This is a genomic window from Micromonospora sp. NPDC052213, assembly GCF_040679695.1.
Lineage (GTDB): Bacteria > Actinomycetota > Actinomycetes > Mycobacteriales > Micromonosporaceae > Micromonospora.
Map to the genome: position 1 here is coordinate 1 of NZ_JBFAVI010000130.1, position 20,408 is coordinate 20,408.

The following is a 20,408-nucleotide window of genomic DNA, read 5'->3' on the forward strand; positions in this document are numbered from 1 at the left end:
CGGGGGCGTCAGGTCGAAGTCGACGGTGAAGGTGTACGACCAGGGCAGCCGGGCGTTCGTCACGGTCCAGCCGGACAGCGTCCGGGTGCCGGTCGCCCACCGGTGCAGATCCCGCGTGATCCGCGCGTGCACGTCGGGCAGCTCGTCGAGCGGTGGGTCGGTCAGTCCCCGCCGCGCCGCCTCCTGTTGCAGGCGTCGCCGCACGACCGGCAGGTAGTGCCCGTCCTCGATGATCTTGCGGGCCAGGAACCGGTCGCGGGCGTCCTGCGACCGAGGGGCGTCCGACAGCGCCGGCGTGACACCGGCGGCGAGGGTGGTGCCGATGGTGTTGCCCGCGGTGTTCCAGCCGCCGTAGGACACGAGCCGGCCCAGCAGGCCCCGGTCGTCGAGTCCGGCGAGCAACTGGGGGTCGCTGCCGTTGGCGAAGCGGATGTCCGCCACGGCCACCCGGCGCCCCGCGGCGACGTGGGCCGCGACCGCGTCCGCCACGGCCGTCCAGCCGGTGTCGGCGGACGCGTCGGGTGGGTCGAGCACCCAGTCGCCGGGCTCCGGCGCGGGCGGGTGCACGACGACCACCAGGTCGGCGTCGTCGGCGTCCGCGACCTCCACGGCTCCGAGGGCACGAACCTGGTTGGCGAGGCCGAGCCGCACGGGCCGGTCCTCGTACGGGGCGATCCGGTCCAGGCCGTCCGCGTCCGGGCAGTCGACGGCGATCTTCGGGGCGATTCCCCGGACCTGGGCAGCCACGCGCGCCACGAGCACGCTGGGCACCTCGTCGGCGCCGGGGTAGGTGAGGACGTCGACGCCGAGCCGATCGATCCAGCGCTGCAACTGTCGCCGCTCCGCCGCCGGCAGTCCCCGCGGCGCGGTGTCGTCGGACGAGATCACGAGGGTGTCCAGGATCCCGTCGGAGGCCATCTCCAGCGCGGCGAGCAGCACGGCGTGGTTGCGCGCGCGCCGGCGTACCAGGTCGGTCACGTAGGCGTCGGGCACCTGTCCACGAGCGGCGGCGACCGCCTCGGCCGTCGCCTCGCCCAGGTCGTGCGCGTCCCAGAGGGTCGACAACGCGCCGAGCCGCGCCCCGTGCGTGGCCCAGTAGGCCGGTTCCTGGCGGGAGCGGGCGGCGTTGTCGTACGACGGCAGTCGGGTCACCACGCCGAAGGCGGTGACCGGCACGTCGATCTCGCGTAGCACGTCGAGGCGGGGCAGCACCTGCCCGATCCGGTCGTCGGTGTTGCGCGACGGGATCAGCCCGCCGTGGACGAGCAACTCCAGGGAGACGACGACGTGGTCGACCTCCGTGGCGATCTTCCGCAGCCACCGCGCCAGGGCTGCGGTGTCCGCCGGCTGCCGGAACGACGGCATGGCGGCGGGAGGTGGGGTGACGACGTCCAACCCGGCGCACGCCCCGATGGCGACCGCGTAGCCACGGGTGTTGGGTCTCTCGTCCGGCGGCAGCAGGGCGACGCGGGTCATTTCGTCCTCCTCGGGATCGCGGTCGGTGCGGCGTCAGTAGATGCCGGGCGTCGGTTCGTCGAGGACGATCACGCCGTCGTCGACGGTGACCAGGGCCGGCAGCCGACCGGCGAGGTCGCGGTTGCCGGTCGGCGCGTACTGGCGGCTGTTGTACTCCAGGTGCGGGGCGGAGAGGTCGAACACGCTCGCCAGGCGGGCCGAGTGGGCGAGGGCCGCGTCCACCGCCGTGAGGTCCTGCATCGTCACGAAGAGCCCGCGGGCGCGGGCGAAGGCGTACGTGAGCAGGGCGGGCGTCTGGCCCTTGCCGGCCTTCACCACGACTCCCGACCAGCCGTCGCTCCGCACGTGGCGAAGTTGCGCCGGGTCGTGCAGGCTCTCGTCCATCAGTACGGGCCGGCGCCGGCTCTGCTCCCGCACGGCGGCCGGATCCGGGCTGCTGTCCCGGGGCCAGGGCTGCTCGACGAAGGCCACGGCCTGGAAGGCGTCGGGTGCCGTCGCCGCCAGGGCGTCCAGCATCGCTCCGAGTGCCGCCGGCCCGGGGTAGCCCTCGTTGGGGTCCACCGACAGCATCACGTCGGCCGTCCGGGCCGATGCCACCCGATGCACGTCCGCGATCCGCCGCGCGTCGGCGTCGGGATCGCGACCCGCCACCTTGATCTTCACATGGCGTACGCCGTCCCGGCGCAGCCACTCCTCGAGCGACCGCCCGCCGCCGGCGTCGCCGGGCCGCAGCGGGTCGGAGGTGCCGACCACGTGCTGGACCGGCAGCCGCCGGCGCGGTGCGGTCAGGAACTCACCCGGGTACCGGCCGGCCAACGTCGGATCCACGCACGCGCCGAGGTCGTGGGCGAGGTGGTCGCTGGTGTACATGGTGTGCGCCGGGCGGCCCGCCGCGCGTGCCCACGCGTCGTGCAGGGCGTTGTCGACCGCGCCGAGGCACAGCAGCGCCGCCAGCCGGGGTATCGGGGCGTCCTCGACGGCGGCACCGGTGTCGGCCACCGTCCCGTGCAGCCGGAGCCACGTGCCGACGGGGTCGGCCGGCTCGGCACCCAGCGCGGCGTGTGCGAACCGCTCGGTGAGGCGGCGCAGGGCGGCGTCCCGTTCTCTGACGTCCAGCCGCGATGTCGGCCATGACCACGGGACGGAGAGCACCGAGGCGCCCCGGCCGGTCGCGGCCTCGCCGCGGCGGTTCGTGGCGACCACGTCGACCAGGGCGAGGGTGAACCAGGTGATGGCGCGGCCGCTGATCATGAACGGCTGGTCCAGCGCGATCTCCCGGAAGCGGACCCGGGCGTCGCGGACGGTGATGTCGGTGTCAGCGGTGGCTGTCAACGGGCACCTCGGCACCGAGTTCGACCAGTTGCATGAGGTTCCGGGCGATGTGGAAGGGGTCCTTGACCGGCAACGCCACGACCTGGTCCAGCGGGCGTCCGCCGCGGTCGCGGATCTGGACCCACTCCTCGCCCTCGTCCCGGCCGGGGAACGTCCTGAGGGTGTACTCCCAGATCAGCTCCGCCCACCGCCCGGCGTCGCGGTCGCCGTAGCGGCGTGCGGCCAGCGCCGTGGTGTACGCCGCCTCGGTGTGCACCCACCACAGCTTCGTGCTCCAGGTCGAACGGACCAGCCTCTCGTAGGGTGTGTCACCCCCGGTGCCGCGCGGCTCCGTGGCGCCCTCGGCGTCGACGTAGCGGAAGAGCCCCCCGTGCCGGCTGTCCCAGGCCGATGCGCAGAGGGCCCCGATGCTGGTCAGCAGCTCGGCGTCGGTGACCTCGTCGCTCTGGCCGAGAAGGTCACCCGCCTCCAGGGCGACCCAGACGCCTTCGAGGGCGTGCCCGGGGACCCGGTGCCGGGCGACGAGGGAGGTGTCGTCGGGCAGGTCGGGAATCATCTCCCGGAAGGTGCCGTCGGGCGTGCGGTGGCGGAGCATGGCGTCGCGGTCGGCGGCGAGGTCGGCCAGCGTGCCCGAGGTCATCCGGTCGAGGTGGAGCAGGGCCCGCGCGTGCTCCAGGCGGGTGTTGAGCAGGATCATCCGGGGGCCGAAGGCGACATGCCCGTCGGGGACGGCGTACGGCGGCGTCGCCGCGCGGTTCGCCCGGATGTCCGCGGTCGCCCGGGACAGCAGCGGCTCGGCGACCTCCAGCCACGCCGTCGACCCGGTCGTGCGGGCCAGTTCGGCCAGTCCCATCACCACGAAGCAGTCCGCGTAGACGCTGTGCGTCTCGCCGGCCGGACCGTGGGTGGGGGTGCCGTCCTCGGTGACCACGAAGTGGCACGTGCCGTCGGGTCGGACCACGTGGTCGGCGAGGAACCGGGCACCGCGTTCGGCCAGTGCCACCAGGCGGTCGGCGTCGACGTCCAGCAGTCCGTCCGTGGCCAGCCGGGCCGCTCGCGCGAGCAGCCACACGAACCGCCCCTGCGACCAGGTGAACTTGTCGGTGGAGACGAGATGGCGGCCGCGGTTGTCGAAGCAGGTGTGGAAGCCGCCCCGCCGCTCGTCGACGCCGTGGCGCAGCCAGAAGGGCAGGATCACGTTCTCGAGTTGGACCCGGGCCTCAGACGCCATCCGACCCCTCCTGGTGCAATCGCTTGCATTCCGTGTCGGTGGCTAGAGTAGCGGCACGCTTCACATTCAGCGAGCGCGGCGACACCCGAAACAGGAGGACCGAATGAAGCGGCCGACGATCTACTCGATCGCAGAGGCGTGTGGCGTGTCCGCGTCGACCGTCTCGCGTGCCTTCAGCCGGCCGCACGTGGTGAACGCCGAGCTCCGGGAACGCATCCACGCCGCGGCCCGCGAGGTGGGCTACCAGCCCAACAAGGCCGCGCGCGGCCTGGTGACCGGGCGGACGGGCCTGATCGGGCTGCTCGTCCCGGACATCACCAACCCCTTCTTCCCGCCCCTGGTGCGGGCCATCCAGCAGGCGGCCGACAAGCTGGACTCCTCCGTGCTGCTCGTCGACACGGAGGAGAGGGCCGCCGCGGAGCCCCAGCTCATCCGTCACCTCGCCGGCCAGGTCGACGGCCTGCTGCTGGCGTCGCCCCGGTCCTCGTCCGGGCTCAAGGACAAGGTGAACGACCTGCCGTGCGTCGTCATCAACCGGCGGATCCGGGGGTTGCCGGGCGTGACCTGCGACAACACGCGCGCCCTGCAGGCCGCCGGCCGGCACCTGGAGCAGCTGGGTCACCGCCGGGTCGCCATGATGCGCGGCCCGTCCGCCTCGTGGGCGGCGCGCCAGCGGGCCGACGCGATCCACGCGTGGGCGGTCCGGTCCGACGTCACGCTGGTCGACCTCGGGCCCTTCGCGGCGTCCTTCGAGGGCGGGCTGGCGGCGGCGAGGGCGCTGCTGGACACCGATTGCACCGCCACCTTCGCGTTCGACGACCTGATGGCGTGCGGCGTCCTGGCCGGACTCGCCGACGCGGGGGTGCGGGTGCCGGAGGAGCGCAGCGTGATCGGCTGCGACGACGTGCTGCTGGCGCGTACCGTCACGCCCCGCCTGACGACCGTGACGGCCCCGGTGCAGCGACTGGGGCACGTGGCCGTGGAACTGCTGCAGCGCTGCGGCTCGGGTGAGCCGACCGCGGAGATCCGCCTCGACGGCGAACTCACCCTCCGCGCCTCGACCGGTCCCGCCGCCTGACCGCTGCCGCAACGTGTTGACCCGCCGACGCTTCGTCGTTAGGGTCTGTGCAACCGATTGCAGAGCCTGAGGAGACGGAATGGGCGTGCCGGCGGGGCTGAGTGCGGACGACGTGACCCTGCACGTGACAGCGGATCCGGCCGGCGCCGGCGCCGGCGCCGCACGCGTCGCCGCAGACGTCATCCGTGGCGCGATCGCGTCCCGTGGCAGCGCCCGGATCGTGCTGGCGGCGGCGCCCTCGCAGCAGGAGATGCTCGCGGCGCTGGTACGCGATGCCTCGATCGACTGGTCCCGGGTGCACGCCTTCCACATGGACGAGTACGTGGGACTTCCGCAAGCGCATCCCCAGGCGTTCGGGCAGTGGTTGCAGCAGCGGTTGGCGGTCGCCGGGCTCGGGTCGTTCACGCGACTGCGGCCCGAAGCGGACCCGGTCACCGAGGCCGTCCGCTACGCCGCTCTGCTGGCGCAGGGCCCGATCGACCTCACCTGCATGGGCATCGGCGTGAACGGACACATCGCCTTCAACGAGCCCGACATCGCCCGCTTCGACGACCCGGCCGCCGTGCGGGTGGTCGAACTCGACCCGGTCTCGCGTCAACAGCAGGTCGACGAGGGGTTGTTCGCCCGGCTGGAGGACGTGCCGGCCCAGGCGGTCACCTTGACCGTGCCGACGCTGCTGAGCGCGAACTCGATCGTCGTCACCGTGCACGGCCGGCACAAGGCGGCCGCGCTGAGGCTCGCCCTGACCGGACCCATCGGCCCGGCCTGCCCCGCGAGCGCGCTCCGGACGCACCGGTCGGTGACGGTGCACGCCGACGCGGCAGCCGCGAGCGGCCTGGACGAGCTGACGTGACCCCAGCGGGGCAGCAGACGCGCGTCGAGGGCCGGCTCGCCGACGGTCGCCCCGTGCGGCTGCGGATCTCCGGCGACCGCATCTCGTCCATCGAGGAGACCGAGCCGACGCCGGACCAGCCCACGATCCTTCCCGGGCTGGTGGACCTGCAGGTCAACGGATTCGCCGGCGCGGACGTCAACGCCGACGACGTGTCGGTCGCCACCGTGGTCGAGCTGACCCGGTCGCTGTGCCGCCGGGGCGTCACGTCGTACTGCCCCACGATCATCACGGCCAGCCAGGAGAAGATCCTCTCCACGCTCGACGTGATAGCCGCCGCCCGCGCGAGCGACCCCCTGGTCGCCGAGGTCGTCGTCGGCGTACACGTCGAAGGCCCCTACCTGGCCGACGCGGACGGCCCCCGTGGCGCGCACGACCGGCGGCACGTCCGGGACCCGGACCCGCGGGAGCTCACGCAGTGGCTCGACGTCGCCCCGGGCCTGGTACGCCTCGTCACGCTGGCGCCCGAACGGCCCGGCGCGACGCGGTACGTCCGCGCCGCCACCGAGGCCGGGATCGTCGTCGGCCTGGGACACACCGCCGCGACACCGGAGCAGGTGCGGGCGGCGGTCCACGCGGGAGCACGGCTCTCCACCCACCTCGGGAACGGGTCGCACGCCGTCCTGCCACGGCATCCCAACCACCTGTGGGCGCAGCTGGCGGCGGAGGCCCTGACGGCGAGCTTCATCGCCGACGGTCACCACCTCCCCGCCGACACGTTCACCGCCATGGTGCGGGCGAAGGGCGTCGAACGCTCGGTCCTGGTCAGCGATTCGGCGGCCCTCGCCGGCTGCCCGCCCGGCGAGTACCACACCCCGGTCGGCGGCTCGGTCACCGTGGACGCCGACGGCCGGCTCAGCCTGACCGGCACCGAGTTGCTGGCCGGCAGCGGCCGTTCGCTGTTCGACTGCGTCCGGTGGGCGCTGCGGCAGACCAGCTTCGGTCTCGCGGAGGTGTGGTCGATGGCGTCGACCGTGCCGTCCCGGCTGCTCGGATCACCCGACCGGGGAGTCGTCGCCGTGGGGGCCCGAGCCGACCTCGTGCTCGTCCGCGGACCCGACGGCCCGCCACCGCAGGCGGAACCCCGGCTGCTCGCCACGATCGTCGGCGGCGTGGCCGTCCATGCCGGCAACAGCGCATCTGCTGAGTGCGGCAAGGGCCACCGGATGACGACCGATGCGGCTGTCGACCAGGGCCGGCCACCGGGCTGACCGGTCAGCCGCCTCCTGGCCGTGCTGCCGAACCTGCCGCCCTGCCCGGTCAGGTGTGCGGGCGGGGCGCCACGAATCCGGGAGCCGGCTGCGGGGACGTGCCGGTCACCTGCTTGATGATCTCCGCGGCGACGTCACGCAGTTTGCGGTTACGGTGCTGGGACGCCTGCCGGAGCAGGGCGAAAGCCTCCGCGGCGGTGCATCGCTGCTGGCCCATCAGCACACCGAGGGCCTGGTCGATGACGCTGCGGGAGGCCATCGCGTCGGTGAGTTGCCGATGCAGAAGTGCCTGGTCGGCCTGGCGGAGCATGACGGTCAGCGCGGCTGTCCCCTGGTCGGTGAACGTCACGGCCTGCCGGCGTGCCCGCTCATCGAAGGCGGCGGGACCGGTGCCGTACAGGTTCAACGCGCCGACGGTCTCGCCGTCGACCGTCATCGGCAGTGACAGCGAGCTGACAATGCCGAGCCGGAGCGCGTGTTCCCGGTAGCGGCACCAGCGGCCGTCCTCGCGCAGGTCGACGACCTCGACGGCCCGTCCACTGCGCAGGGCCTGGAGGCAGGGACCCTCGTCGGCGCCGTACTGGATCTCGTCGGCCTGGGCGGCGAGGTCGTCGCTGGCGGCGACGGTGAAGACGCCACCGTCCCGGCGCACCGTCAGCCCGCAGGCCACGGCGGGGGTGACGACCTCGGCCGCGACCCGGACGACCTGGTCGAGGAACACGTCGACGTGAGGCGAGTCGACGAGCAGGGCGAGCAGCCGGCCGTACGCCGAGGCCAGGTGCGAATCAGCAGCATCGGACACCACCGCTACCTCCTGAAACCGTGTCCGTGGGTTTCCACTGACGTGACGTACCGTCCTGGCCCGCTCCCTGAGGAGCGCCGGTCGGGTGTATCTGATCAACGAGCGCACGCGCTCGGACGGGGGGTGCGCATCGGACGGGACGCGGCTAGGGTCGACGTGGGTTCGGACATGAGCCCAGGACCAGTGCCGCCCACCGACGGTGGGCCGAGCACCGACCCGGTCCGGACATCCTCACCGAGGAGCAGCTCATGTCCGTCCATCAGGCGTCGCACCCGGCACCGTCGGAAATCACCCGCCAGTCCATCCTGTCCCTCACGGTCGTCGCGGAGGGCCCGGTGACGGTGGTGGAGGTCCGCGGGCCCATCGACATGGGGACCGTGGACCTGCTCGTCGACCTCGTGGACCGGGTGACGTCCGGCCGACCGCTTCCGGTGCTGGTGCTCGACCTGAGCGGGGTGAGCTTCTTCTGCGCGGCCGGGATCACCGCGCTGCTGACCGTGCGCCGGCGAGTCGCCGCACGGGGCTGCTCGCTGGTCGTGCGCAGGCCGTCCCGGATCACCGTCGCCGTCCTGAACATGGTCGGCCTCAGGGACGAATTCACCACCGAGTGACCTGCCTTTCACTCCGCTCTCCGGTCGTACGCCGGGCCGGCGGACCCGTGCTGCCCCCGGCCACGGGTCGACCCCGCCTGCCGGCAGACGTACCCGAAGTTGATCAACCTAAACCTGGCGGGTCGCCGAGCGGTCGAGCAGCGTTGCGCAGGCTCCGCCTGCGGCATTGGGGCCAGTGCTACCTGGCCTCCTGGGCGGCCTTTCTCAGGTCTGGGCGCGACGGATCCGCGTCGTCGAGGTTGCCGGCGAGCGAGTCCGGGGCGCGCATACGCCACGCGTCGGTGACGAGTTCCTGCAGGCGGTCGACGGTCACCTGCGCCAGCCGCAGCATCACCAGGGGCAGCCCGTCGTACGCGGGCGTGGTGAAGAAGACCTCGGGCTCGCCGAGGAGCAACGCCTGCTTCTCCGCTTCGTCGCCGACGTACAGCACCGCGATGTCGGTGCGGATGAGGCGCGGCGCACCGGGTCTGCGCTCCGGGTAGGACCAGACGAAACCCTTGTCGGCTACCCGGAAGTCGAAGCCGTCACTGTCGATCTCGACCACGTGAGGCAGCGCCAGTGCCAGGCGACGGACATCGTCGGCATCAGCCATCGAGGTTGCTCCAGGACATCGCCTCCCGCACAAGCGCAGACTAACCGCTGCGTCGAACGTGGTCGCCGCCGGCCCGCCGGATCCCACCTTCGGTCAGCTTGCCGAGGTGGCCAACAGGTTCCGGATGGCGGCTGCGAGCTGCGGGTCGCTGTGCACGGCTCCAACGGTCTCCGGTGGTGGAAGCCCCCGTCAGTGGTCCTGCCATCGCGCTAGGGCCCGGAGTGGGTCACCCGACAGAAACGGCGGGCAGTACGTGTGGCATCGGCGGGAACCGGCATGATGAGCCGGTGAAGATCCTGTCCATCCAGTCCTCGGTCGCCTACGGCTACGTCGGCAACTCGGCGGCGGCCTTTCCCCTTCAGCGGCTCGGGCACGAGGTCTGGCCGGTACTGACGGTCCATTTCTCCAACCACACCGGGTACGGCGCGTGGCGAGGGCCGCTGCTGGCGCCGGCCGACGTGGCCGAGGTGATCGCGGGCATCGCGGACCGCGGGGTCCTCGGCAGCGCCGACGCGGTGTTGTCGGGCTACCAGGGCGACCCGGCGATGGGCGCGGTGATCCTCGACGCGGTGGAGAAGGTCAAGGCGGCCAACGCGGCTGCCGTGTACTGCTGCGACCCGGTGATGGGCGACGCCGGCCGTGGGATGTTCGTCCGGCCCGGCATCCCGGAGTTCATGCGGGACGTCGTCGTCCCGCGTGCGGACATCATCACCCCGAATCACTTCGAGCTGGACTTCCTCGCCGGCCGTACGACGAACTCGCTGGCGGAGTTGCTGGACGCGGTCGACGTGGTCCGCGAGACGGGGCCGCGGCACGTCCTGGTCACCAGCGTGCTCCACGGCGACGTGCCGGAGGGGTCGCTGGAGGTGGTGGCCGTCTCGGACGAGGGCGCCTGGGCCGTGACCACGCCGCTGCTGCCGATCAGCCCGAACGGCGGCGGTGACGTCACCGCGGCGCTGTACCTCGCGCATCTGCGGACGACGGGCTCGCCCGCGACGGCACTGGAACGCACCATCGCCTCCGTCTTCGCCGTACTCGAGGCGACCCTCGCGGCCGGCACCCGGGAGATCCAGCTGATCGCGGCCCAGGACGCGATCGCCGAGCCGCCGACCAGGTTCACCGCCCGGCGGCTGCGCTGACCGTGCGCATGGCATCGTACGTCTGACGCCTCGCCGGCGGGTCGTGGCCCGGCCATCGGAGAACAGCCGGCCGGACGGGCCAGAGCCCGTCCGACCGGGATCGGGCATGGCCCGGTCATCGAGCAGCACTGGCGAACGGCCGCGCAGGCCCCGTGGCCGGCGACTGCGTGGCGGAGCGGCGCGGGAGCAGGAACGGGGTGGCCAGGAGCAGCACGCCGGCGACACCGATCGCGACGCGTACGTCGGTGGCCCCGGCCAGAACGCCCCACAGCGCGGTGAGCACCGCGATCGCCCCGGTGCCCGTGATGTTCCACGCGACCAGCACGCGGCCGACCCGGTCAGCCGGTACCCGCTCGAGTCGCTCGGTGGCGAACAGCGGGTTGAACAGACCCATGCAGGTGATCAGCCCCAGTTCGACCGCGATCACCAGGACCACGCCGGCCGCGCCGGGCATCACGAAGAACAGGCCGATCGGCCACAGCGCGCGCAGCACCCCCGAGACGAGCAGGACCCGGCGGCGCCCGTAGCGGGCTTCCAGACGCGGGGCGAGCTGGGCGCCGACGAATCCGCCGACGCACGGAAGCCCGAACGCCAGGCCGTACTGCCAGGCCGCCCAGCTCAGGTCGCCGAGGAGCAGCACGGCCAGCAGCGGTTCGGTTGCCATGATCAGCGCGTTCACGGCCACGGTGTTCAGGAAGAGCGCGCGCAGTTCACGGTCGGCGAGGATGAACCGCCACCCGTCCGACAGGTCCGCACCGCGTAGCCGGGTGGCCGTCCCGCGCGCCGGGCGTGGTTCCCGCTCCCGGATCATGCCGATCCCGAGCGCGGACAGCAGGAACCCGGCCGCGTTGGCGATCAGGGTGACAACCGGCCCGATGAGACTGATGGCCGCCCCGCCCAGGGTCGGCCCCACGGCGGTGGCCGTCCAGGTGGTCGACTCGAAACGCCCGTTGGCGGCCAGCAGCTGGTCGGGGCGCACGATCGACTTCAGAAATGCGCCGCTCGCGGAGACGAACGCGATGTTCCCCGCCGCCCCGATCACGGAGACGATCAGCAGCTGGGTGTAGGTCAACAGCCCGAACGCGAAGGCGATCGGGATGCTCAGCAGGGCTGCGAAACGGACGACGTCCGCGGCGATCATGACCGGCTTCTTGCGCTGCCGCTCGACCCAGGGGCCGAGGGGAAGTGCCAGCACCGCACCCACCGCCAGCCCCGCCGCGGCCAACGCGGAGACCGCGGCCGGGCCGATGCCGAGCACCTGGATCGCGATCAGCGGGAACGCCCCGAACCCCAACCAGGTACCCATGGTGCTGGCCGCGAACGCCGACCACAACCACCCGAACGAACGCCCCAGACGTTGCCCCACGCCGATCCTCCCGTCACAACCAATCGTTGACGGCGACGATTCGACCAGCTCAGATTGCCAGGAATCCAACAACGAACGCGCTGGCGAGCCACAACCAGCGTTTGTGCAGCCGTATGATCTGGGCGTGGACATCGAGGCCGTGCGCACCTTCGTCGCCGTCGCCGACGCGGGACAGTTCCAGGAAGCGGCCATCGACCTGGAGATCACGCAGCAGGCCGTCTCCAAGCGCGTGGCCAACCTCGAACGCCGCCTCGGCGTCACCCTCTTCACCCGCACCGCCCGTGGCGCCCAGCTCACCCTCGACGGGCAGGCGTTCCTCCCGCACTCCCGCGAACTGCTCCGGGTTGCCGAACGGGCCGCCGCCTCGGTCCGGCCGGGCGAACGCGCGCTGCGCGTCGACGTCCTCAACCGACGCATCGCCCCGGCCGTGACGATGCAGCGCTTCTACCGGGCGCACCCGGGGACCGACCTCGACGTCGTCACGCTGTCGAACGCCAACGTCGAGACGGCCATCGAGGCCGTCCGCGCCAGGGAGATCGACGCGACCTTCCGGGCCGTGCCCGTACCCGCCCGCGAGCTACCCGACGGCATCCTGGTCGAGCGGGCCCTGGACGACCCGCTGCAACTGCTCGTCGGCCCCGCCCACCCGCTTGCCGCTGCTCGTTCGCTGACCCCGGCCGACCTGGCCGGGCACCGCATCTGGATCCCGGGCATCAAGCGGGGCACCGAGTGGGCCGCCTACTACGACGAGCTCACCGAAGCGTTCGACCTTCGGATCGACGCGATCGGCCCGAACTTCGGCACCGAGGTGTTGCTCGACGCGATCGCCGACTCCGCCGACCTGGCCACCCTCGTGGGCAGCGGTGACCGGTACATCTGGCCAACCACCCACGACCTGCGTCGCATCCCGCTGCGCAACCCCACGCCGGTCTACCCGCACTCGTTCGTGTACCTCGCGGGCAACCCGCACCCCACCCTCACCGCGCTCCGGCAGCACCTGACGGCCGCCCGGCCGGCCACTCCAGCCGAGGCCTGGGTGCCGAGCTGGGCCAGCCGCCGCGCCTGACACCGGACGGCACGCGCTCCGGCGTCACCCCTGTCCCCGATGAGGCAGTACGGGTCGCTGTTCGCGGAGCCGGAGGGGACGTTGCCGCCGGCAACGCACGTTGCGCGGACCCGTGCCGACCGGTTCAGCCCACATGACGTCGAGCTGCCGGGCGCGCGGCCCGCGAGGCGTGCCGGGCACATGGCCGGCCGGACCCGTTCCATGATGATTCGTTCCGTGGTCGGTGCGGCAGAGGCCGGGCCGGGGTTGAAACTCTCCCAGGGGGAGGGTCGAGGCTGTTGGAGGCGCCGGTGACGGGGTTGATGCCGATCGGGGTGTTCGCGCGAGCGACCCGGTTGTCCGTTCGAGTGCTGCGCAACTATGACCGGCTGGGTCTGCTCGTCCCGGCGTCGGTCGATCCGAATACCGGCTTCCGCCGGTACAGCGTCGACCAGTTCCACCGAGCGGGGCTGGTCCGGCGGCTGCGAGAGCTGGAGGTGCCGTTGCCCGAGATCGCCGAGATCCTGGCGGCCGAAACCCCGGAGCAGACCCGCGCCGTCATCGAACGGCACCGGGAACGCGTGGCCGCGCGGGCGGCCCGGCTCGACGAGATCGCGGGGCGGTTGGGGGCCGTGCTGGCCGAGCCGGGACGCGTGCCGGGCTGGCTACACGTGTACGAACGGTGGCGCGATCCCCAGCCCACCGCCCGCATGCTGGTGCGTACCCCGCTGAGCGGGCTGGCCGAGGCGCTGGCGCCCGGGTTCGCGCGGCTGTTCGCCGGCCTCGCCGCGCAGGGGATCGCCCCGGCGGGGCCGGTCGGGACCCGATACCTCAGCGACGACCTCGACGCGGCGGAGTTGGAGGTGGAGTTGTTCGCGCCGGTGGCGCGCCCGCCCCGGCCGACCGCGGCGATTGCGCCCGGGGAACTGCCGGGCTGCCTGCTCGCCGTGAGCGCCCACGAGGGCGGCTACGACGACATCGAGACCGCCTACCGGTCGCTGGGACGCTGGATCGCCGAGCACGACCGGGCGCTGGTGGGCCCAGCCGAGGAGCGCTACCTCGTATCGCCCGCACCCGGCACACCCACGGCCGCGCTCCGCACGGAGATCGCCTGGCCGGTCCGACCCCCGTCCGGCCCGTCCCGACCAGCAGACCAGGAGACCGAATGATCATGGATAACGTGGCGTTCCCCGCCGGTCAGCACTGCGAGACCACCACGCTCGGTGCCCTGCTGCGCCACGAGGGCGTCGACCTGTCCGAGCCCATGCTGTTCGGCCTCGGCGAAGGTCTGGGCTTCGTCTACTGGGACGCCAAGAACATGGACTTTCCGTTCCTCGGCGGCCGCACCAAGCCGACCACGATCACCCGAACCGTGGCCGACCGGCTGGGCCTGACGCTGCACATCCAGGAGACCGCCTCGCCCCGTAAGGCGTGGCAGAACGTGGTCGCCGCCCTCACCGCCGGACGCCCGGTCGGCCTGCAACTGGACTCCTACCACCTGGACTACTTCAGCACGAAAGTCCACTTCGGGGCCCACTTCGCCGCGGTGTACGGCTACGACGACACCCACGCCTACCTGATCGACACCGCCCAGCAGGGCGGCACCGTGGCAACCACGCTGACGAGCCTGGCACGGGCCCGCAACGAACGCGGACCGATGACCGCCCGCAACCTGTCCTACACCATCGCCAGCCCCACCGACCGGCCCGATCTGGGCCACACCATCCGGGCGGCCATCCGCAACAACGCGCACGCCTTCCTCAACCCACCCATCGCCAACCTCGGCCATCGCGGCATCGACAAGGCGGCCCGACAGGTGGCACGCTGGCTCGACCGCTCCCGCGACCCGTCCCGCGACCTCCCGCTGGCCGCAGCGCTGATGGAACGCGGCGGGACCGGCGGCGCCCTGTTCCGCGCCATGTACCGCGACTTCCTCGCCGAATGCGCCACGATCGTCGACGACGACAACGTCCGCCTCGGTCACCGGCTGTACGCCGAGATCGCCCCGTCATGGACCGAGGTCTCCCACCACATCACGGCCGCCGGAGAAACCGGCGACCCCGACCACCTGACCCGCGCCTCGGCACTCCTCACCGAACTCGCGGAAAAGGAGCGCCACGCCATGCAGATCCTGACCGGCATTCGCACCGACTGACCACCTCGACAAGCGCCTTCGTCGGCGTCGATGAACCAGCCGGACGTCTGATCCTCGACAACGGATTCGGCGTGAGGAAGTCGTGACCGAAGCGGTAGACAGCCAGGCTGTAGTCGAATCCGGACCCGATCCTCGGGTCGATACCCGTCTGATCACAGTGGTCCAACAGACCTTCGGCCACCCGTCACTGCTCGTCGTCGAACCAGAACACGCCGCAGGCGGAGTGGATCCGCTCGCCGGTCTCCCGATCGGTGACCTTGCTCGACTCGTTGTTGGGCGGGCGGTTGCGTACCAGGCGAACCAGGTCCTCGGGGACGTCGCGGTAGAGCGACTCCTGCTCGACGTACTGGTCCCAGCCCCATGCTCAGATCCGCCTCGGGATCGAAGGTCAGCAGCAAGGCGCGCCCGTTCGGGACGAAGTACCAGACGGTCGACTGCTGACCGTTTTTTCACCGCCACCAGATCCGGCCCGCCGTCGCGCGGCTGCACGCCGAGCAGCCGGTCGGCGTACGCGCGGCGCAGCGCGTACCGGAGCGGCTCGCGCCCGCCGTCGCCGTCGACCGCACCCGCGACGACGTCACCCCGACGCGGGCGGTGCACCCGGAATGGAGTCGCCCCCTACCCCGATCCTGACCAGCCGACCTCTCCGCCGGGCACGCGTACGATCGCCCTGCCCGGCTCCGGCACCGGCCCACGCGACGCAATGGAGGCTCGTGATGACAGAAGAGATCCCACCCGGCGGACGGGTGCTGTTCATCGGCGACAGCATCACCGACGCGGGACGCAACCGCGAGCGGTCCGACGACCTCGGTGGCGGATACGCCATGATGGCCTCGGCCTGGTTCACCGCCCGGCACCCGCAGCACGCCGTCACCTTCCTCAACCGGGGCGTCAGCGGCGACCGGGTCCGCGACCTGCGCGCCAGGTGGGACGACGACTGCCTGCGGCTCGCGCCGCAGGTGGTGTCGGTGCTGATCGGCATCAACGACACCTGGCGCCGGTACAGTGCCGACGACCCCACCACCGTGGAGGATTTCGAACGCGACTACCGGCACATCCTCGACCTGACCCGACGGCGGCTCGACGCCGCCGTCATCCTGATCGAGCCCTTCCTCATTCCGCTCGACGACGGACAGCGGGCGTGGCGCGAAGACCTCGGGCCGAAGGCCGACGTGGTGCGCAAACTGGCCGTCGACTTCGACGCGACGTTGGTCACGGTGGACCACCTGTTCGGTGCCGGAACAGCCGACGAGCAGGTCTGGACGGCGGACGGCGTGCACCTGACGCAACCGGGTCACGCCCTGCTGGCCCAGCAGTGGCTGCGGGCGGTCGCCGCCCGGGACCTGGCAACCGCCCCGACAGCCGTCCCGTGACGATCCGCGAGAGGAGACGGCGGGACCACGGATGTCCGCCGACGGGCTCTCCACCGGGCCCGTCGGCTGGCGGGCGCTGACGGGATCGCCGGGCGAATGGACGACGACCAGCGCGGAATTCACCACGTCTCGGTCGACAGCCGCGCGTAACCGTCGGGCCGCTACCCGTCGCCGGCGGGGCGCTCGCGCACGACCAGTTCGTCGATCTCCAGCCGGCCGATGCGCAACTCCCGCACGACCGCCCGGCGGATCGCCAGCCGACCGATGGCCAGCGCCCCGACGGCCAGCGCGCCCACGGCAAGCGCTCCGAGCGACGCCGCGCCCGCCGCCGTGCCGACGGGCGTCCCGCCCGCCCGCGCGCCCCGTACCGCTCGTGTCATCCGCTCATTGTCCGTGCGGCGCCGGCCCGGCGCGCCCGAATCGCGCACCGACGGGCGTCCGTGTCCGCCCTGGGCGTGATCGGGGGCGCTGCCGGGCCTGGCGAACGCGGCGGAGCGGGCGTGACGCGAGGTCCGCGATGTCACCGCCTGGCCCTATCCTCGGGCCCGTGACCGCCGACCTGCGCCTGCGCCCCGTACGCGACGACGACCTGCCCCACTTCTTCGACCACGAGCAGGACGTCGAGGCCAACTGGATGGCCGCCTTCGGCCCGGAGGACCCGACCGACCGGGCGCGGTTCGACGCGCACTGGCGCCGGGTCCGCGCCGACGAGCGGATCGTCGCCCGCACGGTCGTCGTCGACGACGAGGTGGTCGGCCACGTGACCGCCTTCCCGGTCGACGACAAGACCGAGGTCAGCTACTGGATCGACCCGCGCCGCTGGGGCCGGGGCTACGCCACCGCCGCGCTCGGCGCCCTGCTGCGCGAGCTGCCCCAGCGGCCCGTGCACGCCCGCGCCGCCAAGGACAACCGGGCCTCGCTCGCGGTGCTGCGCAAGTGCGGCTTCGTCGTCACGGGCGAGGACAAGGGGTACGCCAACGGCCGCGGCGCCGAGGTGGAGGAGTGGGTGCTGGAGCTCGCCGACCGCTGAACCGGCCCCGCGCCCGCCGCGCGGGCTGACCCGGGTGACCACTACTCTCGCGGGGTGGACTGGCTGGAACTCATCGGCTGGACCGGCTCGGCGCTGCTGGTCTGGTCGCTGCTGCAGACGCGCATCCTCCGGCTGCGTGCCCTGAACCTGCTCGGGTGTCTGATCCTGATCGGCTACAACGCCGCCGTGCAGGTCTGGCCGATGGTCGGGCTGAACGTCGTGCTGGCCGTGATCAACGTCTGGTACCTGCGCGCCATGCTCGCCACCCGCCACGACGAGGCGACCTACCAGGTGGTCGAGGTCGGCGTGGACGATCAGTTCCTCGCCCACACGCTGCGCGTCCACGGCTCGGACATCGCCCGCTTCAACCCGGGCTTCCGCTGGCCGCCCGGCACCTCCGCCGAGCGCTCCGCCTTCCTGGTGCTGCGGGCCGACGAGGTGGTCGGTGTGGTGCTGTCGCACGCCGAGCCCGACGGTGTGGCGCAGGTCGACCTCGACTACGTCACCCGGCGGTTCCGGGACTTCACCCCGGGCGAGTTCGTCTACCGGCGCAGCCGCCTCTTCACCGACCGGGGGTTCCGCCGGGTGGTCACCCCGCCCGGCATGGTCGCCCCCTACTACCACCGGCTCGGCTTCCGCCCCGAGGGCCGCTCGTACGTGCTCGACCTGACGGCCCCGCCGGTCGCCGAGCGGGCCTGACCGCCTCCCGGGCGGACGAGGATTCACCGGCCGGCCGGCCGGGCCGCCGCGCGACGACGCCGGGGAGCCGGTGCTGGACGAGGCCTGCGGCTGAGCGTCGCCACCGCTCCCCGGGCCGGGGTGCGGGTCAGGCGGGGGTGAGGTTCTGCAGTCGCACCTGGCCGCGGGCGACGAGCTGGGCGTCGGCGTCGGTGATCTCCACCTGCCAGAGCTGCTGGCTGCGCCCCCGGTGCACGGGGGTGCCCACGGCGGTCAGCTCGCCGTCGCGGACCGCGCGCAGGAAGTCGGTCTGGTTCGACACGCCGACGACCCGCCCCCGGTCGCCCAGCCACACCGACCCGCCGACGCTGGCCGCGGTCTCGACCACCGAGCAGTACACGCCGCCGTGCTGGATCCCGAACGGCTGGTGGAGGTCGGGGCGGACCTGCCAGCGGATCACCACGCGGTCCCCGCTGACCTCGTCGAACTTGAGGCCGAGCAGGGCGACGAAGCCGCCCGTCAGATCCGGCATGTCCACGGCGTTCCCCTTCCCGATCATGGCGTCGCCAGCCTACGCCGCCGCCCGCTGCGCAAACCCGCTACGGCAGGCGCCCGGTCATGGGGGAGAATGGGTGACCGTGACCGACAGCAGCCTCCCGCCGCCCGGGCGGGACTCCCTGACCGATGACCTGCGGTGGCGCGGCCTGATCCAGGACTCCACCAACCTCGACGAGCTGCGTACGCTGCTCGACGGCAACGCCGCCACCTACTATGTGGGCTTCGACCCGACCGCGCCGAGCCTGCACGTCGGCCACCTCATGCAGGTCACCACGGCCCGTCGGCTCCAGCTCGCCGGGCACCGGCCGCTGCTGCTCGTCGGCGGCGCGACCGGCCAGATCGGCGACCCGAAGGAGAGCGCCGAACGGACCCTCAATCCGCCCGAGGTGGTCGCCGGCTGGGTGGCCCGGATCCGCGACCAGCTCGCCCCCTTCGTCTCGTACGAGGGCGAGAACGCCGCGCAACTGGTCAACAACCTCGACTGGACCGCCGAGATGTCGGTGGTCGAGTTCCTCCGCGACGTCGGCAAGCACTTCCCGGTCAACCGGATGCTGGCCCGGGAGGTGGTCAAGGCGCGGCTGGAGAGCGGGATCAGCTTCACCGAGTTCAGCTACCAGCTGCTCCAGGCCAACGACTTCTTCGAGCTGCACCGCCGGCACGGCTGCCAGCTCCAGTTCGGCGGCTCCGACCAGTGGGGCAACATCGCCGCCGGGGTGGACTACATCCGCCGGCGCGGCGCCGGCCCGGTGCAGGCGTTCACCACCCCGCTGGTCACGAAGTCGGACGGGACGAAGTTCGGCAAGACCGAGGGCGGCGCCATCTGGCTCGACCCCGAGATGACCAGCCCGTACGCGTTCTACCAGTTCTGGGTCAACGTCGACGACCGGGACGTGAGCCGTTACCTGCGCTACTTCAGCTTCCGTTCCCGGGAGGAACTGGAGGCGCTGGAGAAGGAGACGGCGGAGCGGCCGGCCGCCCGGGCGGCCCAGCGTGCGCTCGCCGAGGAGCTGACCACGCTCGTGCACGGCGAACGGGAGATGGCGCAGGTGGTCGCCGCCAGCCAGGCGCTCTTCGGCCGGGGCTCGCTGGAGGAGCTCACGCCGGCGACGCTGCGCGCCGCGCTGACCGAGGCCGGCCTCGTCCACCTCGACGAGCTGCCCGACGTCGCCGGGCTCCTGCGCGATTCCGGGCTGGTCCCGAGCCTGAAGGAGGCCCGCCGGGTGATCGCCGAGGGCGGCGCCTACGTCAACAACAACCGGGTCACCGAGACCGACGCCACCGTGAGCCCCGAGGACCTGCTGCACGGCCGGTACCTGGTGCTGCGCCGCGGCAAGCGGTCGTTCGCCGGGGTCGAGCTGCGCAACTAGCCGTACGCCCGCGCGAGTGTGACGGGCGACGCCCCCGGCGGATTTGACGATCAATCCGCCGGGGGCGTAACTTTCTCTCTGCCAGCGCGGAACGGACGAAACGGGGCGAAAGTCCTGGAGGCCGGAGCGTGGGAATGAGCTTCCGGTTCGGGGGGTTGTGCTTCTCGGGCCCGGGACCGGGCGGTGCCCCGGATTCGCCGTGAGGTGGATTTGGTGGGGCGGAGCCGACCGGGTATGGTTCGACGCCGGCAGGGAGCCGGGCGTGTTCGTGGGTGACCGCGGCGGCCGGTCTGTCGGAAGCCACGATCGAACGGTGGAAGCCGGTTCGTTGGTGGTGCCCGGAAATTTGGGTTGAAGTGGTGTGGATCGCGGCAGAGCGGTTTGACACGGCGGAAACCGGCGGGTAACGTAGTAAAAGTGCCCGGCGCGAGAGCGGCGGGGATGTGAACGAGATGCCCCGGGTCGGGGGTCC

The 20,408-nt window shown here is 72.4% G+C and carries 20 protein-coding genes; 12 read left to right on the top strand and 8 right to left on the bottom strand.

Annotated features, from left to right (window positions below):
• The 3 genes from AB0L34_RS24965 to AB0L34_RS24975 all read right to left on the bottom strand — a co-directional run.
• Positions 1-1,476, bottom strand: a 1,476-nt coding sequence (locus tag AB0L34_RS24965; RefSeq protein WP_363707052.1) for a DUF4127 family protein, incomplete at its 3' end; no start/stop codon positions are given.
• 33 nt (positions 1,477-1,509) lie between these two features.
• Positions 1,510-2,808, bottom strand: a complete 1,299-nt coding sequence (locus AB0L34_RS24970; RefSeq protein ID WP_363707054.1) for an enolase C-terminal domain-like protein — start codon at positions 2,806-2,808, stop codon at positions 1,510-1,512.
• Positions 2,792-4,039, bottom strand: coding sequence for an AGE family epimerase/isomerase (locus AB0L34_RS24975; RefSeq protein WP_363707056.1), 1,248 nt, complete (start codon positions 4,037-4,039; stop codon positions 2,792-2,794). The genes AB0L34_RS24970 and AB0L34_RS24975 overlap by 17 nt, the downstream gene beginning before the upstream one ends.
• Before the next feature lie 103 nt (positions 4,040-4,142).
• Between AB0L34_RS24975 and AB0L34_RS24980 the strand changes: the two genes are divergently transcribed.
• From AB0L34_RS24980 to AB0L34_RS24990, 3 genes are all read left to right on the top strand, one after another.
• Positions 4,143-5,117 (top strand): LacI family DNA-binding transcriptional regulator, encoded by a 975-nt coding sequence (locus AB0L34_RS24980; RefSeq protein WP_357461795.1) that lies wholly within the window; start codon positions 4,143-4,145, stop codon positions 5,115-5,117.
• A 79-nt stretch (positions 5,118-5,196) separates the two neighbouring features.
• A complete protein-coding gene (locus AB0L34_RS24985) occupies positions 5,197-5,970 on the top strand; it encodes a 6-phosphogluconolactonase (RefSeq protein WP_363707058.1) in 774 nt (257 codons plus the stop codon).
• Complete coding sequence (locus AB0L34_RS24990; protein WP_363707060.1) at positions 5,967-7,220, top strand: amidohydrolase family protein; 1,254 nt, start codon at positions 5,967-5,969, stop codon at positions 7,218-7,220. The genes AB0L34_RS24985 and AB0L34_RS24990 overlap by 4 nt, the downstream gene beginning before the upstream one ends.
• Positions 7,221-7,269: 49 nt before the next feature.
• Here AB0L34_RS24990 and AB0L34_RS24995 read toward each other — a convergent pair whose 3' ends face one another.
• A complete protein-coding gene (locus AB0L34_RS24995) occupies positions 7,270-8,025 on the bottom strand; it encodes a GAF and ANTAR domain-containing protein (protein ID WP_363707062.1) in 756 nt (251 codons plus the stop codon).
• 245 nt (positions 8,026-8,270) lie between these two features.
• Here AB0L34_RS24995 and AB0L34_RS25000 point away from each other — a divergent pair, with 245 nt between their 5' ends.
• Positions 8,271-8,633: an STAS domain-containing protein gene (locus tag AB0L34_RS25000; protein ID WP_363707064.1), complete on the top strand. Its 363-nt coding sequence runs from the start codon at positions 8,271-8,273 to the stop codon at positions 8,631-8,633.
• A gap of 178 nt (positions 8,634-8,811) precedes the next feature.
• On the opposite strand, the gene AB0L34_RS25005 is transcribed toward AB0L34_RS25000, so the two are convergent.
• Positions 8,812-9,225 (bottom strand): hypothetical protein, encoded by a 414-nt coding sequence (locus AB0L34_RS25005; protein WP_363707066.1) that lies wholly within the window; start codon positions 9,223-9,225, stop codon positions 8,812-8,814.
• Positions 9,226-9,512: 287 nt separating this feature from the next.
• On the opposite strand from AB0L34_RS25005, the gene pdxY reads away from it, so the two are divergent.
• Positions 9,513-10,364, top strand: coding sequence for a pyridoxal kinase PdxY (gene pdxY / locus AB0L34_RS25010; protein ID WP_363707068.1), 852 nt, complete (start codon positions 9,513-9,515; stop codon positions 10,362-10,364).
• Positions 10,365-10,479: 115 nt separating this feature from the next.
• On the opposite strand, the gene AB0L34_RS25015 is transcribed toward pdxY, so the two are convergent.
• Positions 10,480-11,877, bottom strand: coding sequence for an MFS transporter (locus AB0L34_RS25015; protein ID WP_363707069.1), 1,398 nt, complete (start codon positions 11,875-11,877; stop codon positions 10,480-10,482).
• On the opposite strand from AB0L34_RS25015, the gene AB0L34_RS25020 reads away from it, so the two are divergent.
• From AB0L34_RS25020 to AB0L34_RS25035, 4 genes are all read left to right on the top strand, one after another.
• A complete protein-coding gene (locus AB0L34_RS25020; protein ID WP_363707071.1) occupies positions 11,855-12,796 on the top strand; it encodes a LysR family transcriptional regulator in 942 nt (313 codons plus the stop codon). The two genes, AB0L34_RS25015 and AB0L34_RS25020, sit on opposite strands and share 23 nt — an antisense overlap.
• Before the next feature lie 290 nt (positions 12,797-13,086).
• Positions 13,087-13,944, top strand: coding sequence for a MerR family transcriptional regulator (locus tag AB0L34_RS25025; protein WP_363707073.1), 858 nt, complete (start codon positions 13,087-13,089; stop codon positions 13,942-13,944).
• On the top strand, positions 13,941-14,930 hold the full coding sequence (locus tag AB0L34_RS25030) for a BtrH N-terminal domain-containing protein (RefSeq protein WP_363707075.1): 990 nt from the start codon (positions 13,941-13,943) through the stop codon (positions 14,928-14,930). The genes AB0L34_RS25025 and AB0L34_RS25030 overlap by 4 nt, the downstream gene beginning before the upstream one ends.
• 716 nt (positions 14,931-15,646) lie before the next feature.
• Positions 15,647-16,303 carry an SGNH/GDSL hydrolase family protein gene (locus AB0L34_RS25035; protein WP_363707077.1) on the top strand — a complete coding sequence of 219 codons (657 nt, stop codon included), beginning with the start codon at positions 15,647-15,649 and terminating at the stop codon, positions 16,301-16,303.
• A gap of 161 nt (positions 16,304-16,464) precedes the next feature.
• On the opposite strand, the gene AB0L34_RS25040 is transcribed toward AB0L34_RS25035, so the two are convergent.
• Positions 16,465-16,683, bottom strand: coding sequence for a hypothetical protein (locus AB0L34_RS25040; RefSeq protein WP_363707079.1), 219 nt, complete (start codon positions 16,681-16,683; stop codon positions 16,465-16,467).
• Positions 16,684-16,850: 167 nt separating this feature from the next.
• Here AB0L34_RS25040 and AB0L34_RS25045 point away from each other — a divergent pair, with 167 nt between their 5' ends.
• Positions 16,851-17,333 carry a GNAT family N-acetyltransferase gene (locus tag AB0L34_RS25045; RefSeq protein ID WP_363707081.1) on the top strand — a complete coding sequence of 161 codons (483 nt, stop codon included), beginning with the start codon at positions 16,851-16,853 and terminating at the stop codon, positions 17,331-17,333.
• A 54-nt stretch (positions 17,334-17,387) separates the two neighbouring features.
• Positions 17,388-18,032: a hypothetical protein gene (locus AB0L34_RS25050; protein WP_350709856.1), complete on the top strand. Its 645-nt coding sequence runs from the start codon at positions 17,388-17,390 to the stop codon at positions 18,030-18,032.
• Positions 18,033-18,159: 127 nt separating this feature from the next.
• Here the strand turns inward: AB0L34_RS25050 and AB0L34_RS25055 are convergent, their stop codons facing one another.
• The gene (locus tag AB0L34_RS25055) at positions 18,160-18,570 is read right to left on the bottom strand and encodes a PaaI family thioesterase (protein WP_357461814.1); all 411 of its coding nucleotides are present in this window, start codon (positions 18,568-18,570) and stop codon (positions 18,160-18,162) included.
• A 79-nt stretch (positions 18,571-18,649) separates the two neighbouring features.
• Here AB0L34_RS25055 and tyrS point away from each other — a divergent pair, with 79 nt between their 5' ends.
• Positions 18,650-19,936: a tyrosine--tRNA ligase gene (gene tyrS / locus AB0L34_RS25060; protein ID WP_363707083.1), complete on the top strand. Its 1,287-nt coding sequence runs from the start codon at positions 18,650-18,652 to the stop codon at positions 19,934-19,936.
• Positions 19,937-20,408: the final 472 nt, after the last annotated feature.

Excerpts from the sequence above, each read along its gene's own strand:
- AB0L34_RS25055 (WP_357461814.1), bottom strand. The coding sequence starts at position 18,570 with ATGATCGGGAAGGGGAACGCCGTGGACATGCCGGATCTGACGGGCGGC.
- AB0L34_RS25040 (WP_363707079.1), bottom strand. The coding sequence starts at position 16,683 with ATGACACGAGCGGTACGGGGCGCGCGGGCGGGCGGGACGCCCGTCGGC.
- AB0L34_RS25030 (WP_363707075.1), top strand. The coding sequence starts at position 13,941 with ATGATCATGGATAACGTGGCGTTCCCCGCCGGTCAGCACTGCGAGACC.
- AB0L34_RS24980 (WP_357461795.1), top strand. The coding sequence starts at position 4,143 with ATGAAGCGGCCGACGATCTACTCGATCGCAGAGGCGTGTGGCGTGTCC.
- AB0L34_RS25000 (WP_363707064.1), top strand. The coding sequence starts at position 8,271 with ATGTCCGTCCATCAGGCGTCGCACCCGGCACCGTCGGAAATCACCCGC.
- AB0L34_RS24985 (WP_363707058.1), top strand. The coding sequence starts at position 5,197 with ATGGGCGTGCCGGCGGGGCTGAGTGCGGACGACGTGACCCTGCACGTG.
- AB0L34_RS24975 (WP_363707056.1), bottom strand. The coding sequence starts at position 4,039 with ATGGCGTCTGAGGCCCGGGTCCAACTCGAGAACGTGATCCTGCCCTTC.
- AB0L34_RS25005 (WP_363707066.1), bottom strand. The coding sequence starts at position 9,225 with ATGGCTGATGCCGACGATGTCCGTCGCCTGGCACTGGCGCTGCCTCAC.
- AB0L34_RS25035 (WP_363707077.1), top strand. The coding sequence starts at position 15,647 with ATGACAGAAGAGATCCCACCCGGCGGACGGGTGCTGTTCATCGGCGAC.